We start from the raw sequence: 18,444 nt of genomic DNA on the forward strand, positions 1-18,444 counted from the left end.
TCATTTTCTGCTGATAGGAACACGTTCGATCTTCTATGAGAGTAAAAATGACTGATCGTTGATCAGATGGCGGAAACGAACACGACTCGTCCACTCGCTTCCGAACGCCCCGGTTCGAGTATCGGTTACTCGCGGCCGCGTTGGCGGACTGGCGGCGGCGGCTCCGGCGTTGCGGCCGGCACGCGTAACCGATTTTCGATGATCGACGTCGCCCGCCGCACTCGCCGTCAGTTCGTGAGTTCCTCGATCGTTGCCTCGTGGGAGGAGGCGCTCTCCGTGAGCTGTTCGGCGAACTCGTCGACGTGCTCTTTGATCTCCTCGCCGACGTCCTCCGGAGAGAAGGAGTCGGACATCGTCAGCAGGCGGACGAACGCCCGGAGCTCCTCGTCGGTGAGCTCCGCGAACTCCTCGTCTTCCAGTTTCGAGACGACCTCGTCCACGTCGATCTGGCCGACCGGCTCGACGTTGAACTCCACGTTGACCATCCGGTAGTTCGACCCCGCGAGCCGCTGTTCGGCCTTGCCGACGCCCTCCGAGAGCATGTCCTTGAACGGCGTGTGGTAGCCCATCGTCCCGAGGTGGAGGAACGCGAGCATGTCGGTGATCCCCTGCGTGTACGCCTCCCGGTCCTCGTCGTCGGGGTCGAAGACGGTGTTCAGGTCGCGCTCCTCCATGCACTCGAACAGGATGCTGAAATCGAGGATGGCGTTCCGGACTCGGCGCCGGATCCGGTTGCGCTTCTGTTTCCGCGAGTGGTCCGTGTAGTCCGTCTTCCGTCCGAGCAGAAAGTCGCGGTCGGAGGGCGTGAGGATCCCGCGCGGCCGGTCCGCGTCAGCCGCCGCCTCGAGCGACTCCGGCACGTCGTCCTTGCTCATGGCTGCACTACCGGGTGCAAACGGATTAACAGTACTGGTCCGCGGGGTCGGTGGGCGCCGCAGCCGTCCGATTCCGGCGCCCGCGGGCGTCCGTGCGAGGCCGACTACGGGCGTCTGCGCGAGAGTTCGACGGCGGTCTCCGCCAGCAGCGTCGCGCCGATGTCCAGGCTCGCCTCGTCGATGTCGAAGGTGGGCGTGTGATGGCTCGTCGGGTGGTCGGTCCCGACGAGAATGTAGGAGGCGAGGCCGCCGTTGTCCTGGACGCGCTGCATCAGATACGTCCCGTCCTCGCTGACGCCGAACTCCTCGGTCGGGATCACGCGGTCGACGCCCGCGACCTCCCACGCGACGTTCCCGACGAGGTCCCGGAGCGCGGGGTGGCTGTCGACGCGCGGCGACTCGCTGATCATCCGGGGCGTCACGTCGCAGTCGTGCATCTCGGCGGCCGCGTAGAGCACCCGCTCCAACTCGGTCCGCGTGTACTCCATCAGCGCCGTCGTCTCGCCGCGGACCTCGGCCTCCAGCGTCACCTCCTCGGCGATGACGTTGCTCGCGGATCCCCCCTCGATGCGGCCGACGTTCACGCGCGTCGACCCGTCGCGGTGGCGGGGGATCGCGTAGGCGTTCTGGATCGCCGCCGAGGCGGCCTGCATCGCGTTCGCCCCCTCGTTCGGCGCCTTGCCCGCGTGGGCGCTCGCGCCCTCGAACGTCGCAGTGAGGTGTGCCATCGCCAGCGGCTTCTCGATCCCCGCCACCACCTCGCCGGTGGGGTGGTCCAGGCCGATGTGGAGCGCCAGCAGGTAGTCCACGTCGTCGAGGTGCCCGCTCTCGGCCATCGCCTTCCCGCCACCGGAGATCTCCTCGGCGGGCTGGAAGAGGACCTTGAACGTTCCCTCGAACGCGCTCGCCTCGATCGCCTCCAGCGCTCCGAGCGCCATCGCGATGTGCGCATCGTGTCCGCAGGCGTGCATGTACCCCTCGTGCTCGGAGCGGAACCCCTCCGCGGTCGGTCGGTGGGTCGCCGCGTCCGACTCGTGCATCGAGATCCCGTCGAGGTCGACGCGGACCGCGACGCAGGGGCCCTCGCCCCGCGAGAGCGTCGCCACGACGCCGGTGTGGCCGCCGGCCGTCCGGTCGAGGATGTCCTCGCGGACGCCCGCCCGGCGCGCCCGGTCGAGCCACGGCTCGATGTCGGCCTCGTCGGGGACGGCCATCCGATCGTCGGTCGCCAGCGCCTCGCGACCGACCGCGATCTCGTCGACGCCGATCCGCTCCAGCTCCTCGACGACGCGGGCGGTCGTCCGGAACTCGCGCCAGCCGGGCTCGGGGTGACGGTGGAACGCGCGCCGGAGATCGCTCAGTCTGGCCTGCACGTCGTGGGACATTCGTCCCGTCTCAAAGCGGTCGGGGTACTTAACGGTAGCCACGGGACGGCGGACGGAGCGGGGGGGCCGTTCCCCGGCGGGCGCTCAGTCCTCGCTCAGGACCCCCTCCGCGACCGCCATGTCGTCCACGTCGGGGTCGTCCGCGGACTCCCGGAGGACGAACCGCTTGCGGACCAGGTCCGCGGCGTAGATGGCGGTCCCGAGGATGAGCAGCGTGTCGCCCGGGAGCCGCGCCCAGAACAGGTTCTGGACCATCGGCCGCGAGTAGAACGCCACGCTCCGGGCGACCGCGTAGCTCTCGGTGAAGGCGGCCTCCAGCTGGATGAAGCCGACCGGGAGCACCGAGACGAACACCATCAGCGCCAGCCCGGCGTTCCAACACCAGAAGGCCGCGCGGAGCCACGTGCCGTCCCAGCGCTCGGGATCGATGGCGATCTGCAGCATGTACGTCACCATCCCGAGCGCGAGGAAACCGAACGCGCCGAACATCGCCGCGTGGGCGTGCCCGACCGTGAGGTAGGTGCCGTGCTCGTAGTAGTTGATGATGGGGAGGTTGATGAAGAACCCGAGCACGCCGGCGCCGACGAAGTTCCAGACGCCGGAGGCGACGATGAACAGGAACGGGAGCCGGTAGGGGAACTCGCCGTCCGTCGTCATCGCGTCGTACTGCCCGAGCGCCTCGTAGAGGATGAAGACGAGCGGGATCAGCTCCAGCGTCGAGAAGACGCTCCCGATCGGGATCCACGCGTCGGGCATCCCGATCCACCAGTAGTGGTGGGAGACGCCGATGACGCCGGTCCCCATCACCAGGAGCGCCTGCAGCATCACCGCCTTCTCGGCGCTGCGCCGGGAGAGCAGGTTCATCGAGACGAGCGTCAGCCCGATGATGGCGACGATGAAGAACTCGAAGGCGCCCTCGACCCACATGTGGACCACCCACCAGCGCCAGAACTCCGTGACGGCGATGTTGGTCTCGGGGGTGAACATGAACCCGGCAGTGAACAGCAGCGCGATGGAGCTACCGGCGTAGAGGATCATGTGCGCGAGCCCGTACGGCGGCTCGCGGTCGAGCAGCGGCTTCAGGCCGCGGATCGCGAGCACCGCCCACGTGAGGAACCCGGCCAGCAGGCCGGCCTGCCAGAGCTTGCCGACCTCGAGGTACTCCAGCCCCTCGTTGCCGAGGACCCACCAGAGGTCGCCGAAGTAGCCGTTCGCGCCGAGCCAGATGCCGCCGAGGCCGCCGACCGTCACCACGACGACCGCGGCGAGCAGCCCGTTGACGAACGTCGCCTGCCGCTTCGGCTCGTGGCCGGTCAACAGCGCGGGGAGGAACAGCCCCGCGCCGAGCCACGTCGCGGCGATCCAGAGGATCCCCAGGTCGATGTGCCACGTCTTCGCGATGGCGAACGGGAGGATCTGGAGGATGTGGACGCCGAACACCTCCTCGACCCCGAAGAAGCCGGCCCGCTCGACGTAGAAGTGCGCCAGCAGCCCTCCCAACAGCACCTGCGCGAGGAACAGCCCCGCGGCGACCGGCACGAACCGCAGGGCGGCGCGCTGGCTGGGGAACACGCTCACGTCGCCCGGCGCGGGCACGGAGATGCCCTCGACCTCCGGTTCGGGGAGGCGGACGGAGCGGTAGAGCCAGATCCCGAAGCCGGCGCCCGCGACCAGCAACACCATCGCGATCACGCTCCACGTCATCGCGGCGCCGGTCGCGTCGTTGCCCGCGCCGGGGGCGTAGGGCCAGTCGTTCGTGTACGAGTGGTCGCTCCCCGGGCGGTCGGCGTGGGAGAACCACGCGGTCCACATCGCGAAGTCAGCGAACCGCTCGGCGTCGGCCTCCGAGTCGATCATCCCCGCGGGGACGCCGCGGTCGTGTGCGCCCTCGTGGTAGCGCTCGACGTACTCCTCGCGGACCTGCTGGTGCGCGTACAGCTCGGCCGCGGAGTAGGCGATGACGCCGCCGTCCGCGGTGCCGCTCGCGGCGGTCGTCCCGCTCCGGTCGTCGAGGTCGTTTCTGACCACCTCGGCGATCGCCGCCTGCTCGCTGTCGTCCAGCGCGGCGTAGTCGCTCCCGTGCCGCTCCTGCGCGTAGTAGTCGCGCATATGCTGGACCTTCAACTCCAGCGCGTCGGCGGTGTAGTCCTCGCCGTAGTAGGCCCCGTTGCCGAGGATGGAGCCGTGGTTCATCAGCCCATTCCGCTGGAAGGTGCGCTTGCCGTCCCTGATCTCCTCGCCCGTCACGATCACCTCGCCGTCGGGTCCGACGACCTCCTCGGGTATCGGGGGGGCTTCCTGGTACGCGAACCAGGCGCCGCCGCCCATCACCGCGAGATTGAGGACGAACACCACGGCGATGATCTTCGCGATCGTCTTCCGTTCCAGGCGCATACGGGACTATCTCCGAACGCCCGCCCTTAGGGTTCACCCGCGAGTTCTCACGCACCGCCAACGGGTGCCGAACATATTCGGCAACGGAGACACGGGGGGCGAGCACCGACGAATATGTGAGATGACTGCCACGGAACACTCCGCCGACGCGACCGCGGTGACCGACGAGACGCACGACAACTCCTGGTCGGCGAACCTCGAGGGGCCAGAACACGCCGGCGACCCCGACCGAGTGGTCGAGGAGGCGCTCGACGCGATAGCGCACACGGCGCCCGGCAATCACGTCAACCTCGTCACCCACGGCGACAACGGCCACCCCGAGACGTACCTCTACGACGCGCTCGCGGCGGCGGACGGCGACGTCGCGGACCTGGAGTGGGAGTACGTGGAGCGGTGCGGCTGCGGCGGTCACGTCTCCCGCGTCCACGTCGAGTGAGGGCGACTACTCCGAGGCCCCGTCCTCGGCGCGGTCGGGTGGGGCCTCGATCCCGTCGAACAGGGCGTGTACCCGGTCCGCGACCTCCTCGCGGATCTCGCGGACCTCCTCGAGGGGCCGCTCTCCGGGGTCCGGTAGCGCCCAGTCCCGGTCGTCGACGCCCGGGAGGTCGAGCGTCGAACAGCCCATCGTGACGACCACGTCCGCGTCGGCGAGTTCGGCCTCCGAGACGGCGCGCGGCTCGCGGTCGGAGAGGTCGACGCCGACCTCCCGCATCGCCTCGACCACGACCGGGTGGACGCGATCGGCGGGGTCGGTGCCGCCCGTGACGACGTCGACGCTTTCCTCGAGGCCGCGCGCCGCGCGCTCGCGCTCCGCGAAGGCGCTCGCCATCTGGCTCCGACCGGCGTTGCGGACGCAGACGAACGCGAGCACGACCGGGCGGGCCGGGTCCGCTCGCAGCGGGACCGCGTCGGGCGCGTCGTCGGTGGTCATGGCCTCCTCTGTGAGCCGTCAGAACAAGAGGTCTGCTATGAGCTCTCTCGACCGGCCCGGAGATCGGTCCGGGACTATTGAGCGCTCGGGAGCCCACCCGACCCGTCCGGACCCCTCTTATAACGGCTTATGCCCGCCGCGGTGCTTGTGCGCCCCATGACGGAGACCGCCGACGCGCCGACCGACGCGTCCGGGACCGGGGACGGGATCGCGGCCGCGAGCGATGCGCTCCGCGTCGAACGCCGCAAGATCGTCGACGAACGGGAGGCGTTCGCGGCGTTCCGGGACCGGCTCGAACGCATCGCCGCCGAGGCGGTGCCCGCCCGCGGCCCGCCGCTCCGCTCCCGCGTGGATCCCGCGGGACGAGGTCTCCGCGCCGTGAAGGCCGCCTACGAGGAGACGGTGATGAGCGTCCCGCACTTCGCCGCCGACTACGACGAGACGTACGAGGCGAGCGTCGAGGCCGAGTTCGGCGCCGACCTCGCGCTGATCCTCACCGGCCAGTCCGCCTTCGACGACCGGTCCAGGCGGACTCTGATCGACCGCACGGAGACGGCCATCGAGGAACGATCGGTGTTCCTCGACACGCTCGACGCGGAGGCGGAGTCACTCGAGCACGGCGCGTCCGTGGTCGCGGCCCTCCGCGAGGCGGTCGCGGACCTGACCGACGGCCGGCACGCGGACCGCGACTTCGGCGCACTCGACGCTCGCCGCGCGCAGGTGCCGGTACTGCGTCGGAAGTGCGACGCGCTCGCCGCCCGGCGGCAGGCCGACCTCCGGGAGCAGCGGCGGCGGATGCGCCTCCCCTCCTCGTTCCCGAACGTTCCGGCGTACCTCTACGCCGGGCTCGACGACCGATACCCGGTCCTCGCCGCCGTCGGGGAGCTCGGTTCCCGGCTCGACGAGGCCAGACGTGACCTCGAGCGGGCGCTGGCGCGCTCCGACTGAGGCGCGCGGCCCCGATTCGGTCGCGTCCGCCGCTCCGCGGGTCGGTGGCGGCTTCGGGACGCGCTTGTCGAAGCCGATGGACTCAACAGCGCGCCCCTCGTAGCTATCGTCGTGCTTACGGAGCAGTTCGTCGCCGCCGTTCGCGACCCCTTCGCGGTCATGAACGCGGTCGGGCTCGTGGCGTTCGCGTTCGTCGGCGCCTCGAAGGCCGTCCGCGAGGAGTACGACCTGCTCGGGATCGCGATCGTCGGCCTGGCGATGGCGTTCGCCGGCGGGACGACCCGCGACCTGCTGGTCAACCGCGTCCCGCTCGTCCTCCAGTCGCCGGTCGAGATCGGACTGGCGCTGGTCGGCGTCGCGCTCGCCATCGGGCTGCCGCTCCTGCTCGACGCGCCCGACTCGCACCCGGTGACGCTGCTCGCGGACGCGATCGGGCTCGCCGCGTTCGCGACTGCCGGGGCGATCGTCGCCACGGACGCCGGTGTCTCCGCGTTCGGCGTGGTCGCTATCGCGACGATCAACGCCGTCGGGGGCGGCGCGACCGCGGACGTGCTACTGGATCGCCCGCCGTTCATCCTCTTCGAGGACTTCTACGCGACCCCCGCGGTGCTCGGCGGCGTCACCTACTGGGCGACCGCCGCCGTCGGCGCGGCCGGACTCGCAGCTGCGGCCTGCGCGGCCGTCACGGTCGGCCTCCGGTTGGCCGCGGTCGCGTACGGCTGGCGACTCCCCACGGTCGCCGATGTCGCCGTCCGCGGCGGGGAGTGAGGTGACGCACACGCGGCCGCGGAGGCGCCCGCGCGGCGCCGGCACTCACTGAACGTTTAACACCCGCCTCCCCCATCGTGTCGGCATGCGGATCTGTACGCCCGACGTGTTGATCGGGGTTGGCGGCGGCGGTACGCGGATCGTCCACCGGCTCCTGCGGCGGGACGACGTTCTGGAGCAGGTGCTCACGGACGACGGCTCGGACGGGCTCTCCGCCGCGATCATCGACACGGAAACCGACGGTGACTGGCACCGCGAAGCGGCCGCGCGAACCAGGGAGGGCTTCGAGGCCGTCCGCTCGCGCGTCGACGGGCAGCCCGACGGTCTCTCCCTTCACGGTCCGGTGTTCCTCCCCGAAGCGCTCGGCGGCGAGGTCCCGGCCCGGTTGACCAACAAACCCTTCGTCCGCGACCTCTGCGAGGCCGAGGGCCTCGACAGCTGGTGGCTCGACGACCGCACCGAGCCGCTGCAGACGCTCGACGATGCGGGGATCGGCGGCGGAACGTACCGGTTCCGGTCGCTCGCGAAGGCGCTCTATCACGCGGCGTCGTTCTCCGGCGGTTCGATCGCTCCGCCGACGACGGCCGACGACGACGTCGCGCTCGTTGCGTCGCTGGGCGGCGGCACCGGATCCGGGACCGTCCTCGATCTCGCCGCGGACCTCGAGGGCCGGCGGACCGACCTCTACGCGGTGTTGCCGCATCCGTCCGAGTCTACGGCGACACTCGCGAACGCGCACGCGGCGCTCTCGGAACTCGAACACGCGTTCCTCGCAGGGGAGAGCCCCTTCGACACGGTGACGCTGCTCCCCTTCCCGGCCGACGCCGATCCGGCGGCGTTCGAGGCGAACGCCGTCCGAGCGTTCCTCGCCCATCAGGGCGCCCTGCGGAACGGGGGCGGGTCCGGGCTCTCTCTCGACCTCTCGGGCGGCCCGACGGCGTATGCACCGTTCACCGTCGCGACCACGCGCACCGTTCAATACCCGATCTCCGCGCACGAGGAGACGCGCGAGGCCGTCGCCGAGTTCGTTGACCGGAAGCGGGACGCGCTCCAGGCGGAAGCCGAACGCTACGATGTCGTCGAGTCTTCCCTCCGCGAGCGGTTTCCGGACACAGCGGAACGCGTCCTCACGGACACGGCCGCGCGCGGCGGTCCGATCGACGAGGCGGCCGCACGCTCCCTCCGAAGCCGTCTCGTAGACGACCTGGTCGGAACGACGCTCGAGGACCCGGTCTTCGAACGACTCGGCTTCGACGCCTCGATCGAGGCGATCCGAACCGAGGCCGCCGAAGTCATCGAGGACGGCGGCCGCGACGACGGCGCTGACGCCGTTCGCGACTTCGTTGCGTCCGCTCCCGGTACGCTCGCGTCGATCGTCGAGCATTACGCCGACCACGTCGCGGAGGCCGGCGGGCTCGCGGAGGACCTCTTCGATGCCATCGCGGCCGAGTTCCGAACCGTCGAACGGCGTCGCGACCTTCTTGCCGCGATCGAGGCGATCAACGTCGAGGAGACGGGGTTCGATGCCGACGACGTCGCCCTCGTGCGTCGGAGTCTCCGCCGCCTCCTCGATCTCGATCGCGGCTATCCCCCCACCGACATCAGCGAACTCGAGAAGCGGAGTATGGCGGCTCACGAGACTGTGAATGAGCTCGACGACGTCCTCGCGGACGCCGAGTCGTTCCGCGAGGCGGTTCGCGAGGACCTCCGCGGGGAGCTCCAGTCGTGGGCGCACGACGTGTCCAGGTCCGTCGAGCGGCTGACCGCGATCGGTGAACGCGCCGAGGCGGTCCGGAACGGCATCCACGACCTCGTGGACGCGGTCGAGCGCGCCGTCAGCGAGGTCGAGGCGGCGACGACCGTCGAAGCCGTCGAGGAGATCGACCTCCGGCTTCCGGAGGCCGATGCCGTGAACGCCGGGCTCAACGAGATCGGGGTCGACCCGATCGACATCGCCTCGATCCGCGACGCCTTCGACCACGTCAAGGGAGCGAAGCGGGACGCTCTCGAGTCACGGGGGCTTCTCAGTGGCATACTTGGGCCCGACTGGACGGAGCGGTACGAGGCGCACGTCCGCCAGGCCGACGAGTGGTTCGAGATTTCCCCCCATCCCGAGGCGTTCTCCTGTTCGTTCGAGGCGTCCCGCCTCAGGGAACGTGCCGACGCGATCGACGACCTGCGGGCGGCGACGGTCGGTGATGTCGTCGAGGCGTTCGCCGACCGCTTCCTCGGGCGCGAGCCGCTCGCCTTCGACCGAGAACTCGGCGACGCACACGTCCGTCTCCCGGACGAGGAGGCGCTCGACGGCGTTCTCGATCGCCTCGACACCGCCCTCGACACGCTCGCTCGCGGACGGAGCGACGCCGGCGACCGCCCGCTCGAGGGGATGTTTGGGGGCTCTCCGGCGACTTCCAGCCGCCGCGGAGCGACGCGGAGGCCGCGCTCGTCGCCGCCTACCTCGACCCGATAGCGGACGCTCGCGAGGCGGCCGCCGAACGTCGCGACCGGGCGTCGCGCCTCGCTGACCGTCTCGACGCGCTCCGGGACTGCTGGGCGGACGTGCCGCCCTTCGACTCCGAGAACCCGTACGCGGTGGACACGGACGGCGACCCCTTCCCGCCGACGGACGACGGCGACCCGTACGTCACCCACTTGGACGCCTCGCCGGACGAGATAGTCGGCGTCACCGACATCGCCGAGACCGACCTCGTGGAGTCGGACGAGGACCTCCTCGCCCACAGCTTCGCGGCCGAACTCGACCGGGCGTTCGACGACGGGCTCGTGCCGGTGGACCCGATCGATCCGGCCCAGGCGCCGCATCACCCGTCGTTCCGAGCCGTGTATCACTCACGTGCGTACGACCCAAGAAGCGGCTCATTCAGCACACAGTACGACCAGGTCCGGGACGCGGTCGCTGCCCGGACGGGCTGTTCAGCCCGCAACTACCGCGCGGAACGTCACGACATCGGCGGCCCGGACGAGGTGTCGCTGTCGCTGTTCATCGCGGGGGTTCCGCTCGACCGCCTCACCGTGCTCGCCGACTACGCGGATGCATACGCCCGTCGCCGCGACACGGTCGAGGAGCCGCGGGCCCAGCACGCCGTCGGCTTGGGTGCCGACTGGACCACCTGGCCGGCGCTCGGGGATCGGGTCCGCGAGGCGGCCGCCGCCGACCTCCACGACGCCGTCGGCGGCTCCGTCTTCCGGGAGACGATTCGCGACCGCGACGCGCTGGACGAAGCGGTTCAGCGCGTCGCCGACGGCGCCGACCCGCTCGACGTCTTCGGCGACGCGTTCGAGGTCCTCGCGGCCGAGAGCACCGTCGAGTGACCGCAGTTCCGCGGCCGCGCTCAGCGCCCCGCGAACCCATCCCCGCGAACATCCCATCCGAAATCGGGGTTGACGAGCGTCCACAAACGTCCGGAAAATCCTCCGTTCAACGCGATCAATGGCTTAATAGCCCATTTAGGAACGGACGAACGTCGTCTCTCAAGCGTATTTCTGGACAAACAGTCGGACAAACACTTATCGCCCGTCGTTCCATGGGCATAGTCGAGACCGATGCTTCGCTTCGTCCGTCAAGCCGGGAGAAAAGTGGATGAACGTTCATGTTCTACCGGGAGCGGCACGTGACCGATCTGGTCCCGACCACCTGCATGCGCTGTGCGGTCGGCTGCGGACACGTCCAGCGCGCGGTCGAGCGGGGGATGGGGCTGGACGTGGTCCGCGGTGACGCCACCCATCCCGTCAACGAGGGCCTCGCCTGCGGCCGCGGCGTCGGCGAGACCGCCGACCCGGACGGACAGTGGCTCACGCGTCCGCTGGTCCGCCGCGGCGGCGAGCTCGTACCGACGACGTGGGACGTGGCGCTCGACGCCGCCGTCTCCGGGATCCGCGCGGCGACCGCGGACGACCCCGACGGCCTCGCCGTGCTCGGGAGCGGACAGCAGACCAACGAGGCCGCCTACGCGCTCGGCAAACTCGCCCGGGGCGGCGTCGGCACGCGCCACTACGACGCCAACACGACGCTGTGTATGTCGAGTGCGGTCGCCGCCTACGTCGACGCGTTCGGGAGCGACGCGCCGCCACCGACCTACGACGACATCCCCGCGGCGGACCGGCACGTCGTCTGGGGCGCGAACCCCGCGGTCGCCCACCCGGTCATGTTCCGGTGGATCGCCGACGCGGCCGACGAGGACGGACGGGAACTCGTCGTTGTCGACCCCGTCGAGACGAAGACCGCGGGACGCGCGGATAGGCACGTCCAGCCCGACCCCGGCGGCGACCACGCGCTGGCGCGGGCGGTGCTCGCGCGACTCGTCGAGGCCAACGGCGTCGACCGCGCGTTCGTCGAGGCGCACACGAGGGGGTTCGACGACCTCGTCGCGGCCCTGCCCGACGCGGCGTCCGCCGCCGCGGAGGCCGGCGTTCCCCTCGCGGCCGTCGACGCGCTCGCGGCGACGCTGGCGCACGACACCCTGATCTACTGGGGGATGGGGATCAACCAGAGCGTCCGCGGCACCGCCACGGCAGGCGCGCTGATCGACCTCTGTCTGGCGAGCGGCAACCTCGGCCGAGGGAGCGGCCCCTTCTCGCTCACGGGCCAGGCGAACTCGATGGGGACGCGGATCTGCTCCTCGAAGGGGTCGTGGCCGGGTCGCCGCCCGTTCGCGGACCCCGACGAGCGCCGGACCGTCGCGGAACACTGGGACGTTCCCGTCTCCCGGTTCCCGGACGACACCGGGCCCGGACCGGTCGAGATGCTCGACGCGGTCGGCCGCGAGGGCGGCCCGGACGCGGTGTGGACGGTCGCGACGAACCCCGCGGTCGGGTTCCCCGACGCGACGGCGGTCCGCGCCGCGCTCGAGGACGCGTTCGTGGTCGCACAGGACGCCTTCCGGACGGAGACCGTCGAGCACGCGGACGTGGTGCTACCGGCGTCGACGTGGGGCGAAAGCGAGGGGACGACGACGAACATGGAGCGTCGGATCTCCCGCGTCCGCGCCGCGACGGAGACGCCCGCCGGCGTCCGGTCTGATTGCGAAATCATCGTCGCGCTCGCGGAGCGGCTGGCGCCCGGCCTGTTCGCCGACACCGGCGCCGACCCCGAGGCGCTCTTCGAGGAGTTCGCCGCGCTGACCGCGGGGACGACGACGGACTGCTCCGGCATCGGCTATCCCCGGCTCGACGCCGAGGGCGCCGTGCGCTGGCCGGCTCCGGACACCGACGCGGAGGGGGGCTACCGCTACCTCGTGGAGGATGATGCGGCTGTCCCCGACACCGACGCCGACCCCGGCACGGATGCCGATACGTGGTCGTTCCCCACACCATCCGGGCGCGCAGCCTTCTCGACGCGGTCGGCGGCCGACCTGCCCGACCCGCCGGACGAGGAGTACCCCCTCACGCTCACGACCGGCCGCGAGGCGGACGGCTACAACTCCGGCGTGCGGTCGCGGGGCGGCGACGGCGACGATCTCGTGACCGCTCGGACCGCGCCCGAGACGCTCGCGGAGGTGGGGATCGCAGACGAGGCTGAGGAGGACCGGGACGAGGACGCTTCCGGAACGCCCCGAACCGCCGTGCTCGCGTCCGAGCGCGGCCGAGTCGAGGTCGCGGTCGAGCCCGACCCCGCGGTGCCGGCCGGACTGGTCTGGCTCCCCATCCACCACCCGGCGACGAACGAGGTGACCACGCCCGCGGTCGATCCCGTCTCCGCCGAGCCGAACTTCAAGCAGTGCGCGGTCCGGCTCTCCCCCGCTTCGGACGCCGCCGAGTCCCCGACCCGAACGCCCGAGGGCACCCCGAGCGATGACTGAGCGGGACGGCGACAGGAGGGTGGCGGCCCGCCCTTCGCCGCCAAAGCCCGACACCGGGATCGCCGGTGTCGTGCTCGCTGGCGGGCGATCGAGGCGGTTCCCGCCCGGCGACAAGGCGCTGGCGACGCTCGACGGCCGTCCGCTGGTCGCCCACGCCGTCGACGCGCTGCTGCCCGCGGTCGACGAGGTCGTCGTCAACTGCCGCGCGGACCAGCGCGCGGCGCTCGCCGACGCGCTCGACCCCCTCCTGACCAGGTTCGCCGTCGACGACCGCGAGGACGCCGGCCCCGTCGCCGGCCTCGCGGCGGCGCTTTCCGCCACCGAGGCCCGGTACGCGGCGGTGCTCCCCTGCGACCGGCCCGCGGTCGGGACCGCTCTGCTGGCCCGCCTGCTGTCGGCCGTCCGCGGCGAGTCGGGCGCGGTCCCCCGCTTCGACGGGCGGCGACAGCCGTTCCCGCTCGTCGTTCACGTTCGGGTCGGCCGGTCGACCTCCCGGCGCATGCTCGACGCCGGCGCGAGCCTCGCGTCGCTGCTGGCGGAGCTCGACCCGGTCGAGGTGCCGGAGACCGAGGTCCGCGCGCTGGCCCCGGCCACGGCCTTCACCGACGTCGACGATCCCGCGGATCTCCGGCGCCTGGAGGCGCTGTCCGCCGCCGACGCGCCCGCTCGCGGCCGTCGCTGACCCCTCGACCGGTCGGAGCCGCGGCCCGGGATCCCCATCGGCCGGCGCCGCGAACGGCGGTCGGCGTTTCACTCCGGGCCCGCTCCGATACCTCGATCCGCCCTTTCCGCTGAGACGTCAGCTCCCGCCTTCCGCCGGGACGTCATCCACCGCCTTCTGTCGATACGCCGCCCTCGACTTCCGTCGTTCCTCGCGCGCGCAGGCGACACCGGTGTCGACGCTCCTCCGCGACGCTGCCCGAGAAAACGATCCCCAAGACGACAGTTTCTTCGCCCGTTCGATCAGAAAACACGGTCGAAAATCGACCGAATAACGACCTTATACGCCGCGGAAGTCATTATAAACGGATCAGCCGCCCACTTCGACGCGAGGAATTTTGAATATCTCAACGCTTAGCTTTAACAGTTCTCGTCGGCAGCCTTTAGACAGAAATCAGATGCAGATTGAACAACTTTCGAGTATAGAAGTACATGATCGTTCAGATAGCGGGCGGGAATATCCGGAGGACGGCTGACCGTGGCGGGCGACACCGAGGCGGTCAAGGCCGACTGCTACGGCGACGAGGTCCGCGAGCACATCGAGCGGTTCGCGGCGGCCGGCTACGACGCCATCCCGGACGACGAGCGCGAGGCGTGGTTCTCCCGGTTCAAGTTCTGGGGGCTGTTCCATCAGCGCTCGGGTCAGGAGGGATACTTCATGATGCGGCTGACGAACTGCGGCGGCGTGCTGGAGCCCGGGCAGTTGCGGGCCATCGGCGAGGTCGCGCGCGACTACGCGGAGGGGCCGGCCGCGAACCCGGTCTTCGGCAACGGCTTCGTCGACCTCACGACGCGGCAGTCGGTCCAGATCCACTGGCTGAAACTGGAGGACGTGCCGGAGATCTGGGAGAAACTGGAGTCGGTCGGCGTCTCCTCGCGGTCCGCGGGCGGCGACACGATGCGGAACATCTCCGGCTGTCCGGTCGCCGGCAAGGACGCCGACGAATACGTCGAGACCCGGCCGCTGCTCGACGAGATCCAGGCGGAGATCCGCGACGACGAGGCGCTCGCGAACCTCCCCCGGAAGTTCAACATCTCGATGACGGGCTGTCGGCAGGGCTGCGCGCAGGACTCGATCAACGACGTGGCGCTGGAGCCGGCCCGCAAGCTGGTCGACGGCGAGGAGCGCCGCGGGTTCAACGTCCGCGCCGGCGGGGGGCTCGGCAGCCGCGAACCGCGCCGCGCGCGCCCCCTGGACGTGTTCGTGACGCCGGACCGCGCGGTCGAGACGGTCCGCGCGTTCGTCGAGCTGTACATGGAGGCGGGGAACCGCGAGAACCGCAACAGGAACCGGGCCCGCTTCTTCGTGGACGAGCACGGGCCCGAGGCGGTCCGGGAGATGCTCGTCGAGCGCCTCGACTTCTCTCCGGCCCACGCCGGGACGGACCTCCGCGGCGAGTACACGTACAACGCCGGTCGGCCGAGCGAGCGCGGCGACCACGACCACGTCGGCGTCCACGACCAGGACCCCGACCACAGCTACGTCGGGCTGACCGTCCCCATCGGTCGGTTGACCGCGGGGGAGGCCATCGAACTGGCGGACCTCGCGGACGCGTACGGCAGCGGCGAGGTCCGGCTCACGCGCCGACAGAACCCCCTGATCGTCGACGTGCCGGACGAGGCGGTCGACGACCTGCTCGAGGAGCCCCTGCTGGAGACGCACCGCCCCGAACCGGAGACGTTCACGCGGGGGGCGATGGCGTGTACCGGCACGGAGTTCTGCTCCATCGCGCTCGCGGAGACGAAGACCCGGATGGCGGCGATGGTCCGGTGGCTCAACGCGAACGTCGACCTCCCGGACGACGTGGACCAACTGAAGATCCACATGTCCGGCTGTACCGCGGACTGCGGGCAGGCGATGACCGCGGACATCGGGATGCAGGGCATGCGCGCGCGGAAGGACGGCGAGATGGTCGAGGCGATGGACGTCGGCGTCGGCGGCGGCGTCGGCGCGGAGCCCGCCTTCATCGAGTGGGTCCACCAGCGCGTGCCGGCCGACGAGGTGCCGGGACTCGTCGCGGACCTCGTCGCCGCGTTCGCGGCCCTGCGCGAGGAGGGCCAGACCTTCCGCGAGTGGGTGGAGGCGACCGGCCACGAGTCCATCATCGAGCTGGCGGAGCCGCACGAGACGAGCTACGAGGACCCCTGTCTGTACGACGCCAAGCAGTCGTGGTACCCCTTCTCCGACGCGGAGGGCGCGGACGCCGCGACCGACGCCACGGCGGTGAGCGATGACTGACCCGACCGCACGCGAGGCGAATCCCCCCACCGGGGACGGGCTGGACCCGACCGTCGAGCACGCCTCGATGGACGCCGCGCCGGAACTGTTCGCGGGCGGTCCTCGTGCGGCCACCGGGCGGAACGGCGGGCACTCGGCCCCGACGGAGAGAGACGGCTGAGCGTGGACCGTCGCCTGCTGGACGTGACGGCGCGGACCACGTTCGACTTCCTCGACGCGCGGCTGCGGACCGCGACCCGGGAGACCGACGCGGTCGCCGTCCTCGACGTGACCCGCCACCGGGAATCGCCCGACGAGGTGGCGCTCCAACTGGAGGTCGACGCCGCCGACCTGGCCGCGACCGACGGCCTGTCGGCGCACGTCGACGAGGCTTGCCTCACCCCCGCGGAGGCGCGCACGCTCGCGGGGGAACTCGCGGACGCCGCGGACGCCGCCGAGGCCGGCACGGACCCGGGCGGCGGACGGGTGTAGCGCGGCCCCAGTCGCCGGCGCTCCGACGGTCGGGGACCTTACTCGTCGTCCGCGCCGTTCGCGTCGGCCGCCTCCTCGCTTCCCACCGCGTCGGCGTCCTCCACCAGCAGCCCGTTCCTGATGCCGCGCACGATGGGCTCGAGCTCCTCCGGGTCGGCGTCGAGGTCGACCCCGAGCGAGAGCGCGTGCTCGCCCACGCCGGGCTCGGCGGCGTTCGACTCGCCCGCCTCGGCCGCGGCGGTCGCCGCAACGTCGGCGGTCCCGCCTTCGCCGCCCTCATCCTCGCCGCTCTCGCCATCCTCGCCGTCCTCGCCGCCCTCAGCCTCGCCGTCCTCGCCGCCCTCAGCCTCGCCGCCCTCGCCGTCGCTCCCGGTCTCCGCGCCGCCCCCGCTCTCGCCGTCGGGTTCGGCCTCGTTCTCCGAGGGCGTGGTGGCGTCGCTCCCGCCCCCGCCGCCGGCTTCCGCCGCCTCGGCGGCGTCGCGAGCGGCCTCGGCCGCCTCCCGCGCGGCCTCCGCGGCCTCCTCTGCGGCCGCGGTCGCCGCCTCGACCGTCTCTGCGAGCGCCTCGGCCGGTTCGTCCTCGGTCGCCTCCTCCGCGGCGACGCCCCCGCCGGTCGCGCCCTCCTCGTCGGATCCCTCGCTCCCAGTCTTGTCGGCTCCATCGCCCGCACCCTCGGCGGCCGCGAGCGCCTCCGCGGCGTCGAGCGCGTCGGCGATGGAGTCCTCGACCGCTGCCGCGAGGTCCTCCGGATCCGCTCCCGTCTCCGCCGCGACCGACTCGATCACCGACCGGGTCGTCTCGGAGGCGGCTGCCTCCAACTCCGACTCCTCCGCGCCTTCGACGGCCGACAACAGCGCCGTCCCGAGCGCGCGCTCCGCTTCGGCGACCGCGTCGGCGTCGGCCTCCGACTCCTCCTCCGGCCCATCCGCGACCTCCGCTTCCTGCTCATCCGCGACCTCCGTCTCCGGCCCGGCCTCGGCCCGCGCGGCACCGGAGACGGTCGGGGCACCGGCTTCGTCGGTCTCGCCCTCCCGTTCGACTGCCTGCTCGACGAGGTCGCGGGCCGCGCGCGCCTCCTCGACTGTTTCTTCCGCCCGGCGGACGGCGTCCTCCGCCTCCGCGATGACCGAGGCCGTCTCCGCGGCGCTCGGGGCGGTCTCTGCGGCGGCCTCGCCCATCGCCTCATCCCGCCTCGTCACGGCCGAACGCCGCTCGCAGGTCGGCGGTTCCGCCGGTTCCGGCCGTTCCACAGATCCCCCGCCCGTTTCGGGCTCTTCGTCCTCCGTGCTCGTCTCGGATCCCTCCGCGTCGGCCTCGCCCGGGAGCCGATACCGCCCCTCCTCGTCGCGGTCGAGCAGTCCGGCCCACTCGTAGAGGTCCAGCAGGGTGGACAGCCCCGTCTCGACGCGGCGCTTCTCCGGGTCGACGCCCGCGACCGTCGCCAGCAGGGGCACCAGGTCCCCCTCGACGGTGGGGTTGCCCCGAACGATGGCCCGGAGTTCCTCGGTCACGGGCCACTCGCGGAGGAGGTCGGCGGCGTGCTCCCGCGCGTACCCCTCGTCGTCGATGGCCAGCGCGCCCGCCAACTGCTCCCCCTCGTCGGTGAGGCGGTGTTTCTGTCCCGATTCGGTCGGGTCGAGCACTCCGAGGTCCTCCAGGAACCGCGTCTGCCGCCCGGCGGCGTCCGAGTAGCCAGTCGCGTCCGCGACGTCGGCGGTATAGCGAGGCTCCGCGGCCGCGCCCACCTCGGACCACCCGGCGAGGATCTCCCGCAGCGCGTCGAGGCCCACACCCTTCGGAACGGCGTGTGCGTCCGCCATGGCTCGTCGGCCGATTGCCCGCCGAGTCCAAAAAATGACCCGGCCGATTCCGGCGTCGGAGGTGCCGTAATCCTCTG

At 71.5% G+C, this 18,444-nt stretch carries 15 protein-coding genes; 10 read left to right on the forward strand and 5 right to left on the reverse strand.

Annotated features, from left to right (window positions below; genetic code table 11):
• Positions 1-227: 227 nt before the first annotated feature.
• The 3 genes from ACZ432_RS02020 to ACZ432_RS02030 form a co-directional block, all read right to left on the reverse strand.
• A complete protein-coding gene (locus ACZ432_RS02020) occupies positions 228-875 on the reverse strand; it encodes a hypothetical protein (protein WP_426963146.1) in 648 nt (215 codons plus the stop codon).
• A 104-nt stretch (positions 876-979) separates the two neighbouring features.
• Entirely contained in the window at positions 980-2,260 is a 1,281-nt protein-coding gene (locus ACZ432_RS02025) for an amidohydrolase (RefSeq protein ID WP_426963145.1), read from the reverse strand.
• 84 nt (positions 2,261-2,344) lie between these two features.
• On the reverse strand, positions 2,345-4,654 hold the full coding sequence (locus ACZ432_RS02030; RefSeq protein WP_426963144.1) for a nitric-oxide reductase large subunit: 2,310 nt from the start codon (positions 4,652-4,654) through the stop codon (positions 2,345-2,347).
• A 121-nt stretch (positions 4,655-4,775) separates the two neighbouring features.
• On the opposite strand from ACZ432_RS02030, the gene ACZ432_RS02035 reads away from it, so the two are divergent.
• On the forward strand, positions 4,776-5,090 hold the full coding sequence (locus ACZ432_RS02035; protein ID WP_426963143.1) for a CGCGG family putative rSAM-modified RiPP protein: 315 nt from the start codon (positions 4,776-4,778) through the stop codon (positions 5,088-5,090).
• A gap of 6 nt (positions 5,091-5,096) precedes the next feature.
• Here the strand turns inward: ACZ432_RS02035 and ACZ432_RS02040 are convergent, their stop codons facing one another.
• Positions 5,097-5,585 (reverse strand): arsenate-mycothiol transferase ArsC, encoded by a 489-nt coding sequence (locus tag ACZ432_RS02040; RefSeq protein WP_426963142.1) that lies wholly within the window; start codon positions 5,583-5,585, stop codon positions 5,097-5,099.
• 156 nt (positions 5,586-5,741) lie between these two features.
• Between ACZ432_RS02040 and ACZ432_RS02045 the strand changes: the two genes are divergently transcribed.
• The 9 genes from ACZ432_RS02045 (at position 5,742) to ACZ432_RS02085 (ending at position 16,547) form a co-directional block, all read left to right on the forward strand.
• On the forward strand, positions 5,742-6,533 hold the full coding sequence (locus ACZ432_RS02045) for a DUF7260 family protein (RefSeq protein WP_426963140.1): 792 nt from the start codon (positions 5,742-5,744) through the stop codon (positions 6,531-6,533).
• A gap of 159 nt (positions 6,534-6,692) precedes the next feature.
• Complete coding sequence (locus ACZ432_RS02050; protein WP_426963348.1) at positions 6,693-7,301, forward strand: trimeric intracellular cation channel family protein; 609 nt, start codon at positions 6,693-6,695, stop codon at positions 7,299-7,301.
• Positions 7,302-7,386: 85 nt separating this feature from the next.
• Positions 7,387-9,771, forward strand: a complete 2,385-nt coding sequence (locus tag ACZ432_RS02055; protein WP_426963139.1) for a hypothetical protein — start codon at positions 7,387-7,389, stop codon at positions 9,769-9,771.
• Between the two features lie 89 nt (positions 9,772-9,860).
• Positions 9,861-10,631, forward strand: a complete 771-nt coding sequence (locus ACZ432_RS02060) for a hypothetical protein (RefSeq protein ID WP_426963138.1) — start codon at positions 9,861-9,863, stop codon at positions 10,629-10,631.
• Between the two features lie 278 nt (positions 10,632-10,909).
• The gene (gene nasA / locus ACZ432_RS02065) at positions 10,910-13,117 is read left to right on the forward strand and encodes an assimilatory nitrate reductase NasA (protein ID WP_426963137.1); all 2,208 of its coding nucleotides are present in this window, start codon (positions 10,910-10,912) and stop codon (positions 13,115-13,117) included.
• Positions 13,110-13,799: a molybdenum cofactor guanylyltransferase gene (mobA, locus tag ACZ432_RS02070; protein WP_426963136.1), complete on the forward strand. Its 690-nt coding sequence runs from the start codon at positions 13,110-13,112 to the stop codon at positions 13,797-13,799. Before nasA ends, mobA begins: the two co-directional genes overlap by 8 nt.
• Before the next feature lie 516 nt (positions 13,800-14,315).
• On the forward strand, positions 14,316-16,076 hold the full coding sequence (locus tag ACZ432_RS02075) for a nitrite/sulfite reductase (protein ID WP_426963135.1): 1,761 nt from the start codon (positions 14,316-14,318) through the stop codon (positions 16,074-16,076).
• A complete protein-coding gene (locus ACZ432_RS02080; protein WP_426963134.1) occupies positions 16,069-16,236 on the forward strand; it encodes a hypothetical protein in 168 nt (55 codons plus the stop codon). The genes ACZ432_RS02075 and ACZ432_RS02080 overlap by 8 nt, the downstream gene beginning before the upstream one ends.
• A gap of 2 nt (positions 16,237-16,238) precedes the next feature.
• Entirely contained in the window at positions 16,239-16,547 is a 309-nt protein-coding gene (locus ACZ432_RS02085) for a DUF6360 family protein (RefSeq protein ID WP_426963133.1), read from the forward strand.
• A 38-nt stretch (positions 16,548-16,585) separates the two neighbouring features.
• On the opposite strand, the gene ACZ432_RS02090 is transcribed toward ACZ432_RS02085, so the two are convergent.
• Positions 16,586-18,367: a hypothetical protein gene (locus ACZ432_RS02090; protein ID WP_426963132.1), complete on the reverse strand. Its 1,782-nt coding sequence runs from the start codon at positions 18,365-18,367 to the stop codon at positions 16,586-16,588.
• Positions 18,368-18,444 lie beyond the last annotated feature (77 nt).

This window comes from Haloparvum alkalitolerans (assembly GCF_055381565.1).